This is a genomic window from Aeromonas sp. MdU4, from assembly GCF_041929505.1.
Lineage (GTDB): Bacteria > Pseudomonadota > Gammaproteobacteria > Enterobacterales > Aeromonadaceae > Aeromonas.
Genome location: NZ_JBHFMW010000002.1, coordinates 34252 through 53704 on the forward strand (window position 1 = coordinate 34252; position 19453 = coordinate 53704).

The window sequence follows — 19453 nt, forward strand, 5'->3', positions numbered from 1 at the left end:
CCGCCACACCGCCACACCGCACATCCTCTGCTCTTCCGAGATTGCCGACGGCCGCTTATTGCACTCCTGTCCATCGTTATGTCTCCCATGCTGATGCCAGCAATAAAAAGGGCAGGCCAGCGCCTGCCCTCATCGCGATAATCGACGTTACATGATCCCGCGGATCAGGATCCCGCTGATCAGCAGCGGCGCCACCACGCGCCAGCACCAGAGCAGCGCGAGACGCAGGGCGGGTGACAGGCCTGCTGGCAGGATGGCGTCACCCAGGCGCCAGCCCAGCAACAGGGTCAGTACCAAGCCAAACAGCGGCATCATCAGGTTGGAGGTGAGGTAGTCGAGCAGCTCGAAGATGGTCTTGCCAAACAGGGTCAGCTCGCTCCATGGACCGAACGACAGGCTCACCGGAATGCCGGAGGCCATGATGAGCAGGGTCAGTACCCGGCAGGCGCCACGGCGCGACCAGCCCCACTCCTCGGTGGTGAAGCGCACCAGATGCTCCAGCATGGAGATGGAAGAGGAGAGGGCGGCGACCAGCAGCAACAGGAAGAAGACGACGCCGAGCCCCTGGCCAAATGGCAGATGGTTGAATACGGCTGGCATGGTCATAAAGGTGAGACCAGGACCAGCGGTGGGGTCTATGCCGGTGGAGGCCAGCGCCGGGAAGATCATCAGCCCCGCCAGCACCGAGATTATGCTCGCCAGGGTGACCACCCAGACGCCGGAGCGCACCACACCGTTGCTATTGGGCAGGTAGGCGCCATAGGTGGTGTGTACCCCTAACCCGATAGAGAGGGAGAAGAAGGCCAGCCCCAGCGCATCCAGTACGCTCTGGCCGGTTAGCATGGAGAAGTCCGGCAGCAGCAGCTGGCGCACGCCCGCCATGGAGCCCGGCATGGAGAGGCCAACCCCCACCAGCAGCAACATCATGATGAACAGTGCTGGCATCATCCAGCGCAGTGCCCGCTCCACCCCTTTCTGAATCCCCCCCTGCACGAACCACCAGGTAAGTCCGGCGAAGATCAGATGGGTCAGCACCGGCCACCAGGGGTTGCTGACATAGCCGTTGAACAGGGCGGTGAGGGCACTTCCCTCGCTCAGGTTGAGCTTGCCAGCTATCGCCAGCGCGGCGTAGCCCACGGTCCAGCCACCAACCACGCTGTAGAAGCTGTAGATAAAGAAGCCGCAGAGGATCCCCATATACCCCATCCAGCGCCAGTTCGGCCCCACCAGTTTGCGGAACGCACCGAGCACCCCGCGCTGGCTATGGCTGCCGAGCAGGGTCTCCCCGACCTGTACCGCCACCCCGAGAGTGAAGCTGAACAGCAGAAACACCAGCAGGAAGGCGCCACCGCCATTGGTGGCGGTCACATAGGGAAACTTCCAGATGGCACCAAGGCCAATCGCGGTGCCTGCTGCGGCCAACACATGACCAAGACGGGAAGACCACTGAACCTGGCTCATACAACCTCCGGGTAACACGACATCGAAGCAATACTCCTGAGTAGCAATAAACGACAGACAACAAAAAGGCCGCCCGAGGCGACCTTTGCAATGAACATTCAGAAAACTGTGCGTGCAGGGTCACCTCTCTTGCGAGCTAAAAAATCGACCAAACAGCACGAGGATGGCAGACATGGGGTGACAGCCTGAAAATGAGTGAGTGAACAGCCTAAACCATGGAAAGAATAATTGACACATAAAATAGAATTTTTTAAGAGTGAGGCAGGAGTCTCTTATCTTTCCTCCCCTCTTACGTGTTACTGGACGATAATCCTCATAGCTTCTTCTGGAGCTTGTGGTCAGGCGATGACGTAGCAAGCGCCATACATGAGACAGGATGCCGTATGAGATGGATTGTTCTGCCCTGGTTGCTGTTCAGCCTGTGCGTGTCGGCCCAGCCGGGATTAACGTTGCTTAGTCATGATCTGCCCCCCTACACCGAATCTCGTGATGGTCACCTGGGCGGCTTGGCTGTGCGATTTGTGCAAGAGGTACAGCAAGAGCTGGGTGTGAGTTATCCGATCCGGCTCTATCCACTCAAACGGGCTTTGGCGTTGACCAGGGTCGAGCCGAATTGTGCCCTGTTCGTGGTCCAGCGCATCCCGGAGCGGGAGCCTTACTTCAAGTGGGTGGGCCCGTTGTTCGTTAACAGGGTGCTGATCTATCAAGCGCAGGGGAGCGGTAACAAGCTGACTGAATTGTCGCAATTGCGCCATCTCCCCAGAGTGGGGGTCGTGCTGGGCAATGCGGACGATGTGCGGCTGACCCACGAAGGGTATACCAATCTGGTGCGTTACAAGACGGTGGAGGAGGCGATCGAGCGGTTGGTACTTGGCAAGATCGATGCATTGCCAATGGGTGAAATGGTGCTGGATGCCACCATCGACAAGATGGGATTCTCCCGTCGCAGCGTGGTTAACTCCGGCGTGCTGCTGCACGAGTCCGGACTCTACATTGCCTTTTCCAAAGGGACGCCCGATGCCGAGGTTGCTCGCTGGCAGGGGGCGGTAGACAAGGTTGGCGCAAAGCAAGAGTGGGCCAGGCGGCCCACTCAGTAGCATTAGTTATCAGATCAGACCGCGTACCAGGATCCCGCCGATCAACAGCGGAGCAATCCAGCGCCAGCAGTTCATCAGCAGGTGATGCCAGTGGGACGATAACCCCTGCGGCAGCGCTTTGCGTCCCAGCTTCCAGCCCAGCAACAGGGTCACCATCAGGCCAAATACCGGCATCATCAGGTTGGAGGTGATGAAATCCAGGAACTCGAAGATGGTTTTGCCAAACAGGGTGAGGTGTTGCAGTGAGCCAAACGACAGGCTGACCGGAATACCGCTAACCATGACGAATGCCGTGATGGCGCTGCAGGCGGTGCGACGTGACCAGCCCCAGGTCTCGCACAGGAAGCACTGCAGATGTTCCAGCAGCGAAATGGCGGAGGAGAGTGCGGCGAAGACCAGCAGCGCGAAGAAGATCACCTCCAGACCCTGACCGAATGGCAGCAACTGGAACACGGCTGGCATGGTCATAAAGGTGAGGCCCGGGCCCGCGGCAGGATCGATGCCGGTGGCGGCGAGTACCGGGAAGATCATCAAACCCGCCAACACCGCGACCACGCTGGCCAGCAGTACTACCCACACGCTGGAGCGACCAACCCCTTCGCTGGAAGGCAGGTAAGCACCATAAGTGGTATGAATGCCCAGACCGATGGAGAGGGAGAAGAAGGCTAGCCCCATGGCATCCAGCACACCGGACATCCCCAGCTTGCTGAAGTCTGGCATCAGGAAGTGACGAACCCCCTCCATGGCGTTGGGCAGGGTGAGGCCAAAGATCACCAGCATCAGCATCATCACGAACAGCGCAGGCATCATCCAGCGCAAGGTGCGTTCCACCCCTTTCTGGATCCCGCCCTGGACCACTATCCAGGTCAGCGCGGCAAACAGCAGATGGGTGAGGATGGGCCAGAAATCATCGCTGACATAGTTATTGAAGCGAGCGGTCAGAGCAGCCGCATCGCCATGGTTGAGCTGACCCGCGACGGCCATGCCGGTATAACCCAGGGTCCAGCCGCCGACCACGCTATAGAAACAGAAGATCAGCAACGTACTGAGCAGGCCCATATAGCCGACCCAGCGCCAGCGTTTGCCGAGCAGTTCGCTAAACGCGCCAGCCACGCCGCGGCGGCTCATGCTGCCGAGCAGGGTCTCGCCCATCAGTACCGCGACCCCGAGGGTGAAGCTGAACAGCAGAAACACCAGCAGGAAGGCGCCACCGCCGTTGGCGGCAGTGACGTAGGGAAATTTCCAGATTGCGCCGATGCCGACGGCAGAGCCGGCGGCGGCCAAAATATAACCAAGGCGAGATGACCATTGGGACTGCTTCATAGGAACTCCAATCGACGGCCCCATAGTAGGGCCAGAATGGGGCTCATGTTACGGAAAGGCACCCGCAATCACTACGCAAGATCTCAGTCTTAAATACGATTTATTGGCATGATTGACTAATAATATTCTGTTTGTTGACCTGTTGTGCCAATAAATAAAAACCGGAGCATTTCTGCTCCGGTTTTGGGCTGGTGTCGGACTGGTGAAGCGGGTCAGATCACTCCCAGCTCACGCAGTCGCTCCATCAGATAGCTGTGGGCGGTATGGCGCTCGGAGAGCACCACATCCGGGCGCGGATGGAGGAACAGCGGCAGCGAGATGCGCGACTTGCTGGCACTGCCGCCTGTTGGATTGATGACGCGGTGGGTGGTGGAGGGGTAGTAGCCGTGAGAGGCCTCCTGCAACATGTCGCCGATGTTGATGATCAGGGTGCCGAAGTCGCACGGCACATCCATCCACTCGCCGTCAGACCCCTTCACCTGCAGTCCCGGCTCGTTGGCGGCGGGCAGGATGGTGAGCAGGTTGATATCCTCGTGAGCGGCTGCACGGATGGCGCCCGCCTCTTCGGTGCCATCGAACGGCGGGTAGTGCAGCACCCGCAGCAGGGTCTTCTGGCTCTCGTCGATCATCGAGGAGAGGGGGGCGCTGTAGTGGGCGGCAATATCGCTCGGGGTGTACTGCTCGACCCAGCCCAGCAGCTCGGCGGCCAGATCGTTGGCGAGGCGGTAGTACTCCATCGCCTGCTCCTTCAGCTCCTCCGGCATCTGGCCCCAGGGGTAGATGTGGAAGTACTCCTTGATATCTTTCTGGCTATGGCCCTTGGCCACTTCGGACACCGAAGGCGGGAAGTAGCCATCCTGAGTCTCGCGGTTGAACAGAAAATCCTGCTTCTGCTCGCTCATGAAGAAGCGATACCAGTTGTCGTAGATGGCCTGCACCAGCTCTTTCGGGATGGGGTGGTTGGTCAATACGCCAAAGCCGGTGGTGCGCAGCGATTCGGTGAAGCGTTGGGCCGCATCGGGCGAACGGTAATCGACAGTCAGAACTTTCATTGTTTTTGTTACGCGCCAGTTAAAAGGTGGCGCAGTTTACCTTGCCGGGCTTAACAATGAAAGCAGGGTGACCAGTGCTCAGCGCCGCAGCCCGGATAATGACAAAAAAGTCAGATATAAAGCGCCGGGGAGGGGCGAGAGTGGCTCCCTTGTCCTGCCTGCTCATCCTCACTAGAATGCCAGCCACTGTCTTTTCCGGAGTCTGTCCATGTCCTCGAAGATCCTGTTGCTGACCCTGCCGCTACTGCTGGCCGGATGCAGCTCCCTGTCGGAAGATGAGTGCCGTACCATGAGCTGGTACAACCTGGGTTATCAGGATGGCGAACAGGGCAAGACCCGCGATCAGGCGCGGGATTACGTCTCTACCTGCGGCGAGTATGGCCTCAGGGTGGACGAGGCGGAGTGGAAGCGGGGTTACGACAAGGGGCTGGAGCTCTATTGCATCCCCGAGCTGGCTTACGGCAAAGGCAAGGCGGGGCAGGAGTATCTGGGGGTCTGTCCCAACGATGCCAGCTTCCTCAAGCAGTACCAGCGTGGTTATGAAGAGTACAAGCTGGCGACCCGGCTGCGGGAGATCCGCGACGAGCTGGATCGCACCGAGCGGGAGATCGACGAGCTGGAGCGCAGCATCCGCAACGAGACCAACAGCGAACAGCGCGACTACTACCGTGCCAAGCGCAACCGCGCCGTCCGCAACTACGAATCCCTGCGCCGCGAATATGACCGGCTGCGCTATCCGGATCGGGTGATCCAGTTCTCCTTCGGCAACTAAGCCATCTCTTGGTGGCCAGCCATCGCGGCTGGCCACCTTGCATCTGCTCCGCTCAGGAGAGTACCCAGCGCTGCAGCGCCAGCGCGATGCCATCTTCGTTGTGATCGGCGGTGACCTTGTCGGCATGGCTCTGGATCTGCGGGGCCGCATTGCCCATCGCCACCGCCAGCCCGGCCTGCTCGAACATGCTCAGGTCGTTGTTGTTATCGCCAAAGGCAACCACCTGCTCCATGGCAATTCCCTCACTGGCTGCCCACTGGGCCAGTCGGTTGCCCTTGCTGCAGCCGGGCTGCACCAGCTCAACGGCATAAGGGGCTGCCCAGTCGCGGGTGAAGGGGATGAGGTCGTGCTCTTCGTCCATAAAGCGGTGCAGGTGCGCAGGATCCTGATTGAACAGCTCCAGCTTCCAGACCGGCTTCTCAAGCCAGCCCGCCAGCTCCTCGACCGGGTGGATGGCGATCTTGAGGTGCGCGGGCTGGTTGGCCGACCAGCTGCGGATCCGGGTGACATGCTCCTCGCCGCCGATGTAGCCGATCCCCTCGCTCAGGTGGAACAGGGCCCCCATCTGGCGCGCCTCGACCCGCGGCAGCAGGTTGCCGAGAGGAGCGCGGGCCAATGGATCGCCAGCGAGGATGCGATCCGACCCCGGATCGTAAAGACAGGCCCCGTTGCTGCAGATAATGGGGGTGTCGAGAGCCAGATCGTGATGGAAGGGGCGTGCCGTCATGAAATGGCGCCCGGTGACCAGCAGTACCTTGATGCCCTGAGCGCGGGCCTGTGCCAGTGCCGACCGGGTTGCCGCCGAGATCTGGTGATCCCGGGTCAGCAGGGTGCCATCCATATCGAGCGCGATGGCCTTGTATTCACTCATAGCTCCTCCAGCATCGAACAAATCCGCAAAGAGCTTTACCGTCCCAGACCCGGCGCCCCGATGCAAGTCTTGCCCGCAGTCGGAGCGCCGAACTGTGATCCCTTACTGGCTCAGGCGCAGGGTGCCAGCTGTTGGCGCTGGTCGGCCCGGCGCCGCAGCAGGTAGAAACCGGCGGCACTGGCAAGGGCGCACAGGGTGGCGAGATAGAAGGGCCACTCGCTCCCTGCCTGCAGCACCAGACTACCCACCACGACCGCCAGGATTGAGCTGCCCACCGTCAGCCCACGGTAGAGCCCCATCGCCTGCCCCTGTTGCTCGGCATGGCTGCGGTTGGAGATCGCCACTGAAATGGCCAGCCCTCCCAGACTCATGCCGATGCCGGCCGGAATAAAGGTGAGCGCCAGTCCCCACCAGTGGCTCGGCAGGATAAAGAGCAGCATGCCGCTGGCCATTGCCAGATGGCCGACGATGCCGAGGGAGCTGCCGCGCCAGTGGCGGGCAAGTCGGCCGCCCAGCCAGGAACCCAGCATCATGGATAAGCTCACCAGCACCGTCGCCTGCGCCAGCTGGGCCGGATCCCAGGCTCGCTGCTCCACCAGCCAGAGGTTGAAGTAGGTGAAGTAGAGCTGTATCGCGCCATAGCTGACCAGAGTGAGGGCGAAGTAGGGCAGCAGGGCCGGTTGCAGCAATAGCTGGCGGCTGGAGAGGGTCGGTGCCTGCCGGGTGACCGCCACCGGCGGGCGATGGGGGACCAGCCAGTACACCAGCAGCAGGTTGAGCAGGGTCATCGCGACCGCCAGCCAGGCGGCCAGACTGTAATCCCCCGAGATCACCGCGGCGTAGCCACCGAGCATTGGCCCCACCACCCAACCCAAATTGATCCCCATGCTGATTTTGGCGAAGTTGCGCGCCTTGGTTTGGGTCGTGCTCAGATCTGCCGCCATTGCTTGCACGATGGCGATGTCGCCATTGAAGAAGCCCTCCACCACCCGGCTCAGCAACAGCAGTGGTAAGGAGCGCAAGGCTATTCCCAGCGCCATCAGGGCATACCCGGCCAACACACCGAGCAGACAGATCATCAGGATCGGTTTGCGGCCATGACGGTCCGAGAGTCTCCCCAGCCAGGGGGAACCCATCAGCTGGAACAGCGGAAAGAGCCCCATGATGACCCCCAGCCACACCTTGCGGCTCCAGTCGGAGGCTTCCGGGGTCAGCATCCCCTGCGCCGGATCCAGCAGCAAAGGCGCCAATACCGGGGAGGGGAGACCGAAACCGGCAACCGCCAATGTCACCGTCATCACCAGCACCCAGAGGGGATTTTTGTACCCTTTTTTCTCCATGTTGCACCCATTAAGTAAAGTAATTGGTTTATTTATGCTGGTTGATTGTTGGTATTAAGTAAAGTGAATTGTTGATTTAATAAGCGGGGATCCTCATAATGAGGCCATGAACGCAAGCACCGACAAGATCCTGTTTCTGCTCAAGAGCCATGGCCCGCAGAGCGCCGCCGCGCTTGGGGAGCAGTTGCAGATGACCTCCATGGGGGCCCGCCAGCACCTGCTCGCGCTGGAGCAAGAGGGGTGGGTCACATTCAGCGACGAAGCGCGCGGACGCGGTCGTCCCGTCCGGCTGTGGCAGCTCACCGAGCAGGCCTGGCAGCGTTTCCCCGATACCCATAGCGAGTTGACCGTGCAGCTGATCGACAATGTGCGCGAGCTGTTCGGCGAGGAGGGGATGGAGCGATTGATCAGCCAGCGCGAGCAGCAGATGCTGGCGCGCTATCAGCAGTCGCTGGGGCGGCACGGGCTCTCTGGTCGAGTGGCCGCACTCAAGGAGTTGCGCAGCCGCGAAGGCTATATGGCGGAGATCCGCCGTGAGGAGGATGGCAGCTGGTTGCTGTGGGAGAGTCACTGCCCCATCTGCGCGGCGGCGCGTACTTGCCGCGGTTTCTGTCGCAGCGAGCTGGCGCTGTTTCGCCAACTGCTGGCACCGGCGACGGTGGAGCGGGAGCAGTATCTGCTGGAGGGGGCGCACCGTTGCCTCTATCGCATCACGCCGACCGTGCTCTGATAGCATCTGTGGCGATGCCCAAAAACAACAAAGCAGGCGCCGGGATGCCTGCTTTGTTGCCTTCGGGGGAGTGGATGCTCTCGTGCCAGCCCGTCGTTTCCCGATAAGGTAGGACGGCTGATGGGGTTGGTGACCCGGTAAGGTCCTTCACCACAGAGACCCGGTCAGGTATCTGCTTTGCCACCGGAAGATGTAACCATAGTATCCCTCCCGTGCCGGTGAGTGGTTGCAAAGTAACCACTTATTTCGGTTGTTTTTGCAATAGTTCACCCTTAATCTAGGAAAAGTGGATTAGTCATTGCAACGAGGAAGGGTAAATGCTGAAACTTGATCGCATAGACAGACATATTCTTGAGCTGATGCAGGAGAATGGCCGCATCAGCAATCTGGAGCTGGCCGAGTTGGTGGGACTCTCGCCCTCTCCCTGCTCCCGCCGGGTCAAGGCGCTGGAGGATGCCGGTCTCATCGACACCCACGTCACCCTGCTCAATGCTCGTCAACTTGGTCTTACCCTCACCGCCTACATTCACATCTCCATGGACAGACACACGCCGGAGCGGTTCGAGAATTTCGATCGTGCCATCAGCGAACTGCCCGAGGTGCTGGAGTGCGATCTCATCACCGGCAACGATGCCGATTACCAGCTCAAGGTGGTGGTGCGCGACATGGAGCACTACCAGCACTTCCTGCTGGACAAGCTGACCCATATTCCGGGAGTGACCGGGGTGCGCTCCAGCTTCGTGCTGCGCCGCATCAAGCACAAGACGGCGCTGCCGCTCAACCATCTGGGTTGAGATGGCACCAATACAAAGAGGAGGCCTGTGGCCTCCTCTTTGATTATTCGGTACGGGTTATCCGCTGTTGTTTGTGCCATGGCGGATGATGACGACTGCCGTCGTCAGACGCTGACCTGGCTGATGTCTTCCACCTGCAGCAGCCAGCCGCTCTGCTCTTGTTGCGGTTCACCGCTCACCCGCAGTCGTTCGCCAGTCGGCACCCACTGCCCACGGGGCAGGGAGACCTGCAAGCTTTCGCTGCCATTGTCGAACAGCCAGCGATCTTCGCCCAGCGATTCAATCAGATAACCTTCCATCTCCACTCTGGACTCGGTCTGCCAGGATGGCGCAACGGAATCACGGCTCTCGATGAAATCCCCCTGAACACCAAAACTGGCTAGCCCCCACAGAATGGAGAGCCCGACGAGTGATGTCTGCATGTTGTCTCTCCTCTTTTTGGAACTGTAGGGTCAGTATGGGAACAGAAAACTGAGCACACCATGAACAAGATGACAAAGTGCAGGCGAGATCGCTAAAAAAACCAGCCAGTTGGCTGGTTGTGTCATTTTATGGCGCAGAGATCACACTTTTTGGCAGCTTTCTCCGCCGTTGCTGTCACCTATGGGGTATTCAGCTATCGCCACTCCGCTGACTTGTGCCGGAGAAATGACTGGTGAGCACCGGTTGCTTGTTGTGCCCGGCGTTCCGGCCTAAGGTAGGCGGCTTTCAGCGCATCATTCAGGAGTCTTCCTCATGTCCACTCTCTACCCCCGCGTCGGTGTCGGCGTCATCCTGACCAACGGGCAGGGCCAGGTGTTGCTTGGCAAACGCAAAGGGAGTCACGCCCCCTACTGGTCCATTCCGGGCGGTCATCTGGAGTTGGGGGAAAGCTTCGAGACGGCGGCGATCCGCGAGGTGGCCGAGGAGACGGGGCTGACGATCTGCGCGCCCGACGTGGTAGCGGTGACCAACAATCTGGAGACCTGGCGCGAGAGCGGGCTGCACTATATCTCGGTGACGCTGCATGCCCGGACCGACGGCGAGCCGCAGCTGCTGGAGCCGGAAAAGTGCGAAGGGTGGGTCTGGTGTGACCCACGCGCGCTGCCTGAGCCCCACTTCGATGCCAGCCGTCAGTCGATCGCCTGCTGGTTGGCGGGTCGCTGTTATTTGCCGAGTGATGTGCCAATGGTGTCGGCCGAATCAGCCGGATTGTCATAAAACGATCATCGAGCTGTCATATTATCTCCTCTCCAGCTGCGTGAGAGGGATGAGGAGGAAGGTAGTGGGACAGGTGTTTCTCCAGTTTTTGTGGCTGGGATGCGTCAGCTTTGGCGGCCCGGCCGCCCATATCGGCTACTTTCAGCGCACTTTTGTCCAGCGACTCGCCTGGCTGAGTCAGGCTGAGTTTGCCCGGCTGCTGGCGTTGTGCCAGCTGTTGCCGGGGCCCGCTTCCAGCCAGCTCGGCTTTGCCATCGGCCGTCATCGCGCCGGTTTTGGCGGGGCGCTGGCGGCTTTTATCGGTTTTACCCTTCCCTCCTTCCTGCTGTTATTGGCGGCTGCCATGGGTATTGGTCAGCTGGGGAGTAATCTGTGGCTCGATGCCGCCCTGCACGGCCTGAAACTGCTGGCGCTGATTGTGGTGGCCGATGCGGTGCTCACCATGAGTCGCCAGTTCTGCCTCGGCCGCTTGACGCAGGGGATCATGGTGGCGACCGCAGCCGCGCTCTGGTGGCAGCCCGGCCTGCTGACCCAGTTGCTGATGCTGGCGGGAGCGGCGCTGATCTGTGCCCGCTTCCAGCGTGGGGAGGGGGCTGCGGCCGTGGCCGCCGAGCCGCAGCGTGAGAGTCGGGCCCGCCAACCCCACTGGCCAACCCTGCTGCTGTTTGCCGCGCTGTTTGTTGGCCTGCCGCTGCTTGGTGGCCCCATTGGTCAGCTGGTGGCCGACTTCTATCGGGCGGGGAGTCTGGTGTTTGGCGGCGGTCACGTGGTGCTGCCTCTGCTGCAAGAGAGTGTGGGCCACACCCTCAGCGAGCAGCAGTTTTTGACCGGTTATAGTCTGGCGCAACTGGTGCCGGGTCCCATGTTTACCCTTGCCACCTACCTTGGCGCCCAGCTGTTGCCCGGGACGCCGCTGCTCGGGGCCTTGTCGGCGACCCTGGCACTCTTTGCGCCCGGCTTCCTGCTGCTGTGGGCGGTGGGGCCTTGCTGGCAGCAATGGCTGGCAGAGCCTCGTCTGGCGGGAGCTGTTGCTGGCATCAATGCAGCGGTGGTGGGACTTTTGCTGGCGGCGCTCTACCAGCCGGTGTGGCAGAGCGCCGTGCTGGCTCCCACCGATCTGGCGCTGGCTGCCATCGGCTTTTATCTGCTGCGGGTGGTGAAGCTGCCGGTGCTGGCCATCGCAGGGTTGCTGGTGCTGGCGGCCCTGTTGCAGGCGTGACGGGGTTTTTCCCTGCTGCGTTGTCAGGGGATGCCGCCTGCCGTTTTGCGGTTAATCGCCCATAGCGGATCGGGCGCTGGCCCGTGGCGGCCGCCGCCATGCCGCAAAAGGCGAAAGAAGCCGTGGCTGACTGGGTATAAGTAAAAATTTGGCCATTCAGTCAAAATCCATAAATCAAATTTATAGTGTCGGTTTGGCGGTGCGGCAGGCGTTGAGTGCGGGGATTGCCGCTTAAAGAGAACCCCCTCCGATCCCGCCATCCAGATAAAAAACGGCGCCTCCGTGATGGAGGCGCCGTTTTTTATTGCAATGGCTTGGTCACTCAGGGGTCTGGCGTGAAATCCAGACTCAGGCTGTTGACGCAGTAGCGCTGGCCGGTCTCGGTCGGCCCGTTGGGGAAGACGTGGCCGAGGTGGGAGCCGCACTGGCTGCAGGTGATCTCCACCCGCTTCATGCCGTGGCTGCTGTCCTCGGTGTAGTTCACCGTCCCCTCGATGGCGCGGTCGAACGAGGGCCAGCCGCAGCCGGAGTCAAACTTCGCATCCGAGTGGAACAGCACGCTGTTGCAGCAGACGCAGAGGTAGTCACCGCTCTTGCGATTGTGGAGCAGGGCGCCGCTGTAGGGGCGTTCGGTGCCCTTCTCCCAGCAGACATGAAACTGCTCGGCACTCAGCTTGCTGCGCCACTGTTCCGGGTTGTTACTGCTCATACCGACTCCTTGCCATCAATAACGGAGCCCAGCATAGCGGCTCCGTAAAGCTGACTCCAGCATGCTTGTTATGGTTTGCCCGGATCTGTGATCGGGGTTTCAGCCATGTCCGCACTGGATACCGGCAGCAGTGCCTGCTCCGGCGGCAGGGCATCCTCCGCCGTACTGGTCAGTGCCACCCGCTCCAGCAGCTTGAGGGAGTGGGCGCGCCCGACCGCCACCTGCCGCTTGATATCGTCGGGCAGGAACGGCAGCCCGTCGTTGGTGGCGGTGTCGATGGTCTGGATCCACTCCAGCCCTTCGCCCGGCGGCGGCAGGCGGAACTGGATGTCGTAGTCGCTGGCGTTGAACAGCACATACCAGCGCTCGCCGACACAGTTGATCATGCCGATGTCCATGGCGAACGCCTGCCCCATGGGAGCGTGCCAATCCTGATCGGTGAGCTGGTGACCGTCCGGGTGATACCAGTTGACCTGATGACAGTTGGACGAGGCGCCATTCCAGCTATCGTCGCTTAACTGCAGGTTGGAGAAGACGCAAGACTCTGCCCGCAGCGCCATCATCTGCTGGGTGAAGGCGAACAGCCGCTCATCCTCCGGTCGCCACTGCCAGTTGACCCAGCTGATCTGGTTGTCCTGACAGTAGGCGTTGTTGTTGCCCAGCTGGCTGCGGCCCATCTCGTCGCCCGCAAGGAAGTGGGGGGTGCCCTGAGAGAGCAGCAGGGTGGCAATCAGATTGCGCTTCTGCTGCTGGCGCAGGTTGTTGACCCGCGGATCCAGAGTCGGCCCTTCTACCCCGTGGTTGCTGGAGAGGTTGTTGCCGTGGCCGTCGCGATTATCCTCGCCGTTGGCCTGATTGTGGCGCTGGTTGTAGGAGACCAGATCCTCCAGGGTGAAGCCATCGTGATAGCAGAGGTAGTTGACGCTGGTGTGGGGCGAGCGCCAGTTCTTCGGGAACAGGTCCCGCGAGCCGACCAGCCGGGTGGCAAAGTCGCCCATCTTGCCCGCATCGCCGCGCCAGAAGGAGCGCACCGTATCGCGATAGCGGTCGTTGATCTCCAGCCACTGGCTCGGGAACTGGCCGAGGCGATAGCCGAAGGGGCCGATATCCCAGGGCTCGGCGATGAGCTTGACCTGTGACAGCACTGGGTCAGCCATCACCGCCTTGAAGAAGGCGCCCATGGGGTCGAACTCGCCCGCTTCACGGGCCAGCGTCACCGCCAGATCGAAGCGGAAACCATCCACCTGCATCTCGGTCACCCAGTAGCGCAGGGCATCGAGTACCAGCCGCAGGGTGTTGGGGTGATCCAGATTGACGCTGTTGCCACAGCCGGTGACGTTGGCATGGCGGGTATAGTCGGGGCCATGGGAACCCGCCTCGAAGGCGTAGTAACCGGCGTTGTCAAAGCCCTTGAAGGAGAGCATGGGGCCATCGAAGCCAGACTCCGCGGTGTGGTTGTAGACCACGTCGAGTATCACTTCGAGCCCGGCCCGGTGCAGCTCGCGCACCATGGTCTTGAACTCGATGACCGCCTCGTCCGGTTTGGCGCTGTAGCGCGGCTCCGGAGCGAAGAAGGCGATGGGGTTGTAGCCCCAGTAGTTGGTCAGCCCCAGCTGCTCCAGCCGCGGCTCCGACATGAAGGCGGCCACCGGCATCAACTGCAGCGAGGTGATACCGAGGCTCTTCAGGTGTTCGATCATCAGCGGGTGGCTGATGCCAAGGTAGGTCCCCTGCAGCTCTTGGGGGATCCCCGGATGCTGGCGGGTAAAGCCCTTGACGTGGGCTTCGTAGAGGATGGTGCGGGCATGGCTGATCTCGGGTTTGCCAACCCCCTGCCAGTCAAAGCTGTCAGCGACCACCACTGACTTGGCCACCATGGCGACGCTGTCGCCCTGATAGAGGGCATCATCCCAGTAGGTCGGGCGACTGAGCGCCTTGGCGTAGGGGTCGATCAGCAATTTTTGCGGGTCGAACAGCATCCCCTCCTGCGGGGCACCATAGACCCGATAGCCGTAGCGCTGACCGGCCTGTACGCCGCGCACATAGCCAAAACGATATTGGCCACGGCGACCGGGCAGCTCCAGCTGCGCCAGCTCTTGCTCCTGTTCGTCGAACAGGCAGAGCTCCACCTTGTCTGACTGGGGGGCCCAGACGCAGAAGTGGCAACCGTTCTCATCAAGGCGGGCCCCCAGCGGGTAGCCCACCCCTTTTTCCATTACAAGCATCAAGACTCCTGTTTGATGAACAAGGTCGCCAGTGGTGGCAGATCCAGCACTATGCTGTGCGCCATTCCCTGCCAGGGGGTCGGCTCGGCAGCGAACACCAGACCCACATCATAGTTGCTGCCCCAGTAATACTCGCTGTCGGTGTTGAGCACGACCCGATAGTGGCCCGCCGCAGGGACGCCAACGCGGTATTCGAGACGCGGCACCGGGGTAAAGTTGGCCGCGACCACGATAGCCTGTTTGCCCTCTTTATCGGCCCGCAACCAGGCAAAGATGCTGTTGTCGGCATCGTTGTGATCCAGCCAGCGGAAGCCCACTTGCTCATAATCGGCCTGATACAAGGCTGGTTCATGACGATAGAGGTGGTTGAGATCGTGGATCAGCCGCTGCTGACCGGCATGTTTGGGGTATTGCAGCAGGTGCCAGGGCAGTTGGGCATCGTGGTTCCACTCGTTGCTCTGGGCGATTTCGGTGCCCATGAAGTTGAGCTTCTTGCCCGGGTGGGCATACATGAAGCCCATGTAGGCGCGCAGGTTGGCGGCCTGCTGCCACTCGTCGCCGGGCATCTTGTAGAGCATGGAGTGCTTGCCGTGTACTACCTCGTCGTGGGAGAGCGACAGGATGAAGTTCTCGTCATAGTGGTAAACCATGGAGAAAGTCATGTCGTTGTGGTGGTAGCGGCGGTGAACAGGCTCTTTCTGCATATAGGTGAGGGTGTCGTGCATCCAGCCCATGTTCCATTTGAAGCCAAAGCCAAGGCCGCCGAGGAAGGTGGGACGGGAGACCCCGGCAAAGGCGGTGGACTCCTCGGCGATGGTCACGGCATGGGGATATTTGCCGTAGACCTCTTCGTTGGTCCACTTGAGCAGGCTGATCGCTTCGTAGTTGTGGTTGCCGCCATCGACGTTCGGTACCCACTCGCCCTCGTTGCGCGAATAGTCCAGATAGAGCATGGAGGCGACCGCATCGACCCGCAGGCCGTCGATGTGGAACTTGTCGAGCCAGAACAGGGCGCTCGCCACCAGGAACTGGCGTACGGTATTGCGACCGAAGTCATAGATGTAGGAGTTCCAGTCCGGGTGCCAGCCGCGGCGCGGATCTTCGTACTCATAGAGCGGGGTGCCGTCGAAACGGGCCAGGCCGTGAGCGTCGGACGGGAAGTGGGCCGGAACCCAGTCCAGAATGATGCCGATGCCTGCCTGGTGGCACTGGTCGACGAAGTATTTGAAATCATCAGCCGTGCCGTAGCGGCTGGTGGGGGAGAACATGCCCACCGGCTGGTAGCCCCAGGATCCGCTGAACGGGTGCTCGGAGACCGGCAGCAGTTCGATATGGGTGTACTCCATCTCCTTGACGTAGGCGACCAGCTCCACCGCCAGTTCGCGCCAGCTCAGGCTGTCGCCGTTCGGGTGACGTTTCCAGGAGCCGACGTGCAGCTCGTAGATGGAGAGCGGCTGCTCGTGCTTGTCATTGTGCTGGCTGGCGATCCAGTCTGCATCCTGCCACTGGTACTGATCCTGGTCATAGACCACGGAAGCAAACGACGGGTACTGCTCGCAGTAGAAGCCGACCGGGTCGCTCTTGTGGGGCAGGCGGTTGCCCATGGGATCTTTCAGTTCGAACTTGTAGCGATCCCCGGCCTTGAGGCCCGGCACAAACACCACCCAGTGGCCGCACTGACTGCGCTGCATCGGGTGGCGACGGCCATCCCAGAAGTTGAAATCGCCAATCAGGCTCACCGAGGTGGCGCTCGGCGCATAGACCGCAAAACGGACCCCGGAGACCTGCTGGCCGAGATGCTCCACGGTACGCAACTGGGCGCCAAGGGTGTGGTAGAGGTTTTCCGGCTGGGCGGTCAGTTCGGCCAGACCCACCCAGGCGGCATCCTGAAACTGGTAGGGGTCGATGACCTCGGCAGTCGCGTTTGCGTAACTGACGAGCAACTGGTAGGGAAAGGAGTTTTTGCGGCGGGTGAAAACAGTTTCAAAAAGACCCGATTCATCGGTGGGCGCCAGGGTGGCAACAACTTTACCCGACTTGAGATCCTTGACGCGGACTTCTTGGGCATCAGGCAACCAGGCGGTCAGTTTGAGGCCGGGCCCATCCGGATTGGCCTGCAGGCCTAAATGAGAGAAGGGATCGGAACAACGGGCAGCAACCAAACGTTCAACGAGCATCGAGATTTCCTTTCATGACAGAGCATCCACTCCGGCCGAAGCCGGAGTGGATTTAGGTGAGGGCGCTGTAGGAAACAGCGTCTCAACGACTGGCCTCATCACGGGCTTGGCTCATCTTGCCAGCCAGTGCCTTGAGTGCCTCATTGGCAAAAATATCTTCCAGGTCAGCGGAGAGCTTACGGCGCCAGTTCGGGTATTCGTAGCTGGTGCCCGGTACGTTGACCGGCTTGTCCATCTCCAGCCAATCTTCCAGCTGGGTACTGAACAGGGCACAACTGCCGCGGGACATATGGATCTGCAGACCGTGATTGAGTTCGGTGTTCATGCCGACCCAGTTCACGTCATGGCTGATGTTGTCAGAGATGACCTTGTGGGCATGCAGGCTGTCGAGGATCCGCTGTTTGGCCTGGTGGCGATCAGCATACAGGGTCTTCAGAACATCTTCATCTGGATACAATCCAAGTTGACGGCCCAGCGCCAGATCATCGCAGTGCCAGAAGCCCTTGAGGGTTGGCATGTCGTGGGTGGTCAGTGCCGACATCGCCTGCTCGGTGTAGTGAGCCGGGGAGATAAAGCCGCCATCCGCTTTGGAGCGTTCGAAGAAGAACACCTTGTAGGAGTGGACGCCGTTCTCTTTCAGGGTCACGTCGATCCCCTCCGGCACGGTACCGAGATCTTCACCGATCAGCAGACACTGATTGCGATGGGATTCGAGCGCCAGAATGCCCAGCAGGTCGTTGACCGGATAGTAGATGTAGGCGCCTTTGGCGGCTGACTCTCCGGGCGGGACCCACCACAGGCGCAGCAACGCCATCACGTGGTCGATGCGCAGTGCGCCGCAGGAGCGCATGTTAGCCCGGAACAGGTCCACCATCGGCTGGTAGGCCGCTTCAAACAGCTTGTTCGGGTTCATCGGGGGCAGGCCCCAGTTCTGACCGAGCGGGCCGAGAATATCGGGCGGTGCACCGACCGAGGCTTTCGGGCAGTAGAGATCCTGGTTTGCCCAGATCTCGGTGGAGCCTTCGGAGACGCCCACTGCCAGATCCCGGTAGATCCCCATCACCATGCCGGAAGCCTTGGCGCGGGCATCAGCCTGTGCCAGCTGTTCGTCAGCCAGGAATTGCAGATAGAGGTAGAAGTTCACATCCTGCGGGTGCTCGGCCATCCAGGCGGCAACGGCAGGGTTGTGGTAATCGCGCAGTTCCTGCGGCCATACCGGCCAGCCCCAGGCATTTTCGCCCTTGGCGTAGAAGTGGGCTTGCAGGGCATCAAATGCCGCTTGCTGTTGCAGGCTATCGCCGCCAGCGGCCACGAACCCATCGAAGGCGGCTTGGCGTTCGGCGCTGAGGGCCGCCTGGTCGAATACCTGGCGCAACATGCCGAGCTTGGTCTCGATGACGCCGGTGTAATCGACGTTCTCTTTCGCGCGCAGCTCGGTCAGACGTTGCTGGAAGGTGGGGCTGGCGACTTCCGCTTTCAGGCGATCGCTCTGCTGGAATTCGGGCACCGCTTCCACATTGATGTAGGCCACGTTGAGCCAGCGACGGGAAGAGGGACTGTAAGGACTGGCGCTCTCCGGATTGGCCGGATAGAGGGCGTGGATAGGGTTGAGGCCAACGAAGTGGGCACCCCAGGCGGCGGCTTTCTCGACCAGCTGGCCGAGATCGCTGAAATCACCGATACCCCAGTTGTGGCGGCTGCGCAGGCAGTAGAGCTGTACGCTTGGGCCCCATACCTTGCGGCCATCGGCGATCGGCGGCTGCTTGTAGCACGCCTTGGGTGCAACGATAAGGCGCATGGTGGCCAGCGGCTCGTCGTTGCCCTCTTCCAGCAACACCAGCTGGTGATAACCCAGTTCAGGGGTCATCTCCAGAGTGATGCGATAGGCCTGACACTCCATCTCTTCAAATTCGGCCACGCCAACCAGCTCGCCCTCGATGGGGGTGAATTGGCCAGCCAGCACGGAGCCCTGCTCCTGCTGGAGCTGCCAGGTGAGGCTGTCGTTGACGAATTCGATGGGGAGGCGAACCTCAAGGGTAACGGCGTCACCGGTGCGAACCACCATCACAGGATCCAGCGCTCGCAGCCAGTGCTGGCGATGCTCCTCTTCCAGCTGTTGTACCAGGGCCGCTTCGTCATCGACGCGGTAGCCCATGGCGCCCAGCATGGCAGCCTTGCTCTCTTCGGATACCTGGGCCGGGTGGCCCCAGGCATCGGTATATTCGCTGGCGATACCTTTTGCGGCTGCCAGCTGTTCAATCAGGGTGGTCATAGTTTGAGAATTCCCGCTGTGGATTCTATCTATACTATTTTGATTAGTTTTTATGGTTGGTACTTGAACAGTGGCTTTATGGGCCATGCTAAACCGCGCACATTTTTACATATCTCTGTGGATGGTTGTGTGACCGAGTAGGCACTATTGTGGATATCCGAGTGATGCCACAAACTGGCACTTTTTTCGTCAAAACGTGGTAATCAGTTAC

At 60.7% G+C, this 19453-nt stretch carries 16 protein-coding genes; 6 read left to right on the plus strand and 10 right to left on the minus strand.

Annotation, left to right across the window (positions count from 1 at the left end; all coding sequences use genetic code 11):
• Positions 1–147 precede the first annotated feature (147 nt).
• The gene (locus ACE1BR_RS01620; protein WP_374867007.1) at positions 148–1461 is read right to left on the minus strand and encodes a sodium-dependent transporter; all 1314 of its coding nucleotides are present in this window, start codon (positions 1459–1461) and stop codon (positions 148–150) included.
• Between the two features lie 383 nt (positions 1462–1844).
• On the opposite strand from ACE1BR_RS01620, the gene ACE1BR_RS01625 reads away from it, so the two are divergent.
• Positions 1845–2558 carry a substrate-binding periplasmic protein gene (locus ACE1BR_RS01625; RefSeq protein ID WP_374867009.1) on the plus strand — a complete coding sequence of 238 codons (714 nt, stop codon included), beginning with the start codon at positions 1845–1847 and terminating at the stop codon, positions 2556–2558.
• A 9-nt stretch (positions 2559–2567) separates the two neighbouring features.
• On the opposite strand, the gene ACE1BR_RS01630 is transcribed toward ACE1BR_RS01625, so the two are convergent.
• Together ACE1BR_RS01630 and ACE1BR_RS01635 are read right to left on the minus strand one after the other, a co-directional pair.
• Complete coding sequence (locus ACE1BR_RS01630) at positions 2568–3881, minus strand: sodium-dependent transporter (protein ID WP_374867011.1); 1314 nt, start codon at positions 3879–3881, stop codon at positions 2568–2570.
• 212 nt (positions 3882–4093) lie between these two features.
• On the minus strand, positions 4094–4933 hold the full coding sequence (locus ACE1BR_RS01635; RefSeq protein WP_374867013.1) for an isopenicillin N synthase family dioxygenase: 840 nt from the start codon (positions 4931–4933) through the stop codon (positions 4094–4096).
• A gap of 208 nt (positions 4934–5141) precedes the next feature.
• On the opposite strand from ACE1BR_RS01635, the gene ACE1BR_RS01640 reads away from it, so the two are divergent.
• A complete protein-coding gene (locus ACE1BR_RS01640; RefSeq protein WP_374867015.1) occupies positions 5142–5705 on the plus strand; it encodes a DUF2799 domain-containing protein in 564 nt (187 codons plus the stop codon).
• A gap of 52 nt (positions 5706–5757) precedes the next feature.
• On the opposite strand, the gene ACE1BR_RS01645 is transcribed toward ACE1BR_RS01640, so the two are convergent.
• Entirely contained in the window at positions 5758–6576 is an 819-nt protein-coding gene (locus ACE1BR_RS01645) for a Cof-type HAD-IIB family hydrolase (protein WP_374867017.1), read from the minus strand.
• Between the two features lie 110 nt (positions 6577–6686).
• Entirely contained in the window at positions 6687–7916 is a 1230-nt protein-coding gene (locus tag ACE1BR_RS01650) for an MFS transporter (protein WP_374867019.1), read from the minus strand.
• A gap of 106 nt (positions 7917–8022) precedes the next feature.
• On the opposite strand from ACE1BR_RS01650, the gene ACE1BR_RS01655 reads away from it, so the two are divergent.
• Together ACE1BR_RS01655 and ACE1BR_RS01660 are read left to right on the plus strand one after the other, a co-directional pair.
• Positions 8023–8646, plus strand: coding sequence for a helix-turn-helix transcriptional regulator (locus ACE1BR_RS01655; protein WP_374867021.1), 624 nt, complete (start codon positions 8023–8025; stop codon positions 8644–8646).
• A gap of 317 nt (positions 8647–8963) precedes the next feature.
• Positions 8964–9440: an Lrp/AsnC family transcriptional regulator gene (locus ACE1BR_RS01660; RefSeq protein WP_005304871.1), complete on the plus strand. Its 477-nt coding sequence runs from the start codon at positions 8964–8966 to the stop codon at positions 9438–9440.
• Between the two features lie 104 nt (positions 9441–9544).
• Here the strand turns inward: ACE1BR_RS01660 and ACE1BR_RS01665 are convergent, their stop codons facing one another.
• A complete protein-coding gene (locus ACE1BR_RS01665) occupies positions 9545–9862 on the minus strand; it encodes a hypothetical protein (protein WP_374867023.1) in 318 nt (105 codons plus the stop codon).
• Between the two features lie 313 nt (positions 9863–10175).
• Between ACE1BR_RS01665 and ACE1BR_RS01670 the strand changes: the two genes are divergently transcribed.
• The gene (locus tag ACE1BR_RS01670; protein WP_374867025.1) at positions 10176–10640 is read left to right on the plus strand and encodes an NUDIX hydrolase; all 465 of its coding nucleotides are present in this window, start codon (positions 10176–10178) and stop codon (positions 10638–10640) included.
• Between the two features lie 64 nt (positions 10641–10704).
• Entirely contained in the window at positions 10705–11859 is a 1155-nt protein-coding gene (gene chrA, locus ACE1BR_RS01675) for a chromate efflux transporter (protein WP_374867027.1), read from the plus strand.
• Between the two features lie 322 nt (positions 11860–12181).
• Here chrA and msrB read toward each other — a convergent pair whose 3' ends face one another.
• The 4 genes from msrB to malQ all read right to left on the minus strand — a co-directional run bounded on the left by msrB (position 12182) and on the right by malQ (position 19242).
• Entirely contained in the window at positions 12182–12568 is a 387-nt protein-coding gene (gene msrB / locus ACE1BR_RS01680) for a peptide-methionine (R)-S-oxide reductase MsrB (RefSeq protein WP_374867029.1), read from the minus strand.
• 68 nt (positions 12569–12636) lie between these two features.
• The gene (glgX, locus tag ACE1BR_RS01685; RefSeq protein WP_374867031.1) at positions 12637–14793 is read right to left on the minus strand and encodes a glycogen debranching protein GlgX; all 2157 of its coding nucleotides are present in this window, start codon (positions 14791–14793) and stop codon (positions 12637–12639) included.
• Positions 14793–16970 carry a 1,4-alpha-glucan branching protein GlgB gene (glgB, locus tag ACE1BR_RS01690; protein ID WP_374867033.1) on the minus strand — a complete coding sequence of 726 codons (2178 nt, stop codon included), beginning with the start codon at positions 16968–16970 and terminating at the stop codon, positions 14793–14795. Before glgB ends, glgX begins: the two co-directional genes overlap by 1 nt.
• Before the next feature lie 82 nt (positions 16971–17052).
• The gene (malQ, locus tag ACE1BR_RS01695; RefSeq protein WP_374867035.1) at positions 17053–19242 is read right to left on the minus strand and encodes a 4-alpha-glucanotransferase; all 2190 of its coding nucleotides are present in this window, start codon (positions 19240–19242) and stop codon (positions 17053–17055) included.
• Positions 19243–19453: the final 211 nt, after the last annotated feature.

What these genes read in the sequence shown, in the direction of transcription:
- ACE1BR_RS01620 (WP_374867007.1), bottom strand. Translation starts at nt 1,461, where the DNA reads ATGAGCCAGGTTCAGTGGTCTTCCCGTCTTGGTCATGTGTTGGCCGCA.
- ACE1BR_RS01625 (WP_374867009.1), top strand. Translation starts at nt 1,845, where the DNA reads ATGAGATGGATTGTTCTGCCCTGGTTGCTGTTCAGCCTGTGCGTGTCG.
- ACE1BR_RS01630 (WP_374867011.1), bottom strand. Translation starts at nt 3,881, where the DNA reads ATGAAGCAGTCCCAATGGTCATCTCGCCTTGGTTATATTTTGGCCGCC.
- ACE1BR_RS01635 (WP_374867013.1), bottom strand. Translation starts at nt 4,933, where the DNA reads ATGAAAGTTCTGACTGTCGATTACCGTTCGCCCGATGCGGCCCAACGC.
- ACE1BR_RS01640 (WP_374867015.1), top strand. Translation starts at nt 5,142, where the DNA reads ATGTCCTCGAAGATCCTGTTGCTGACCCTGCCGCTACTGCTGGCCGGA.
- ACE1BR_RS01645 (WP_374867017.1), bottom strand. Translation starts at nt 6,576, where the DNA reads ATGAGTGAATACAAGGCCATCGCGCTCGATATGGATGGCACCCTGCTG.
- ACE1BR_RS01650 (WP_374867019.1), bottom strand. Translation starts at nt 7,916, where the DNA reads ATGGAGAAAAAAGGGTACAAAAATCCCCTCTGGGTGCTGGTGATGACG.
- ACE1BR_RS01655 (WP_374867021.1), top strand. Translation starts at nt 8,023, where the DNA reads ATGAACGCAAGCACCGACAAGATCCTGTTTCTGCTCAAGAGCCATGGC.
- ACE1BR_RS01660 (WP_005304871.1), top strand. Translation starts at nt 8,964, where the DNA reads ATGCTGAAACTTGATCGCATAGACAGACATATTCTTGAGCTGATGCAG.
- ACE1BR_RS01665 (WP_374867023.1), bottom strand. Translation starts at nt 9,862, where the DNA reads ATGCAGACATCACTCGTCGGGCTCTCCATTCTGTGGGGGCTAGCCAGT.
- ACE1BR_RS01670 (WP_374867025.1), top strand. Translation starts at nt 10,176, where the DNA reads ATGTCCACTCTCTACCCCCGCGTCGGTGTCGGCGTCATCCTGACCAAC.
- msrB (WP_374867029.1), bottom strand. Translation starts at nt 12,568, where the DNA reads ATGAGCAGTAACAACCCGGAACAGTGGCGCAGCAAGCTGAGTGCCGAG.
- glgX (WP_374867031.1), bottom strand. Translation starts at nt 14,793, where the DNA reads ATGCTTGTAATGGAAAAAGGGGTGGGCTACCCGCTGGGGGCCCGCCTT.
- glgB (WP_374867033.1), bottom strand. Translation starts at nt 16,970, where the DNA reads ATGCTCGTTGAACGTTTGGTTGCTGCCCGTTGTTCCGATCCCTTCTCT.
- malQ (WP_374867035.1), bottom strand. Translation starts at nt 19,242, where the DNA reads ATGACCACCCTGATTGAACAGCTGGCAGCCGCAAAAGGTATCGCCAGC.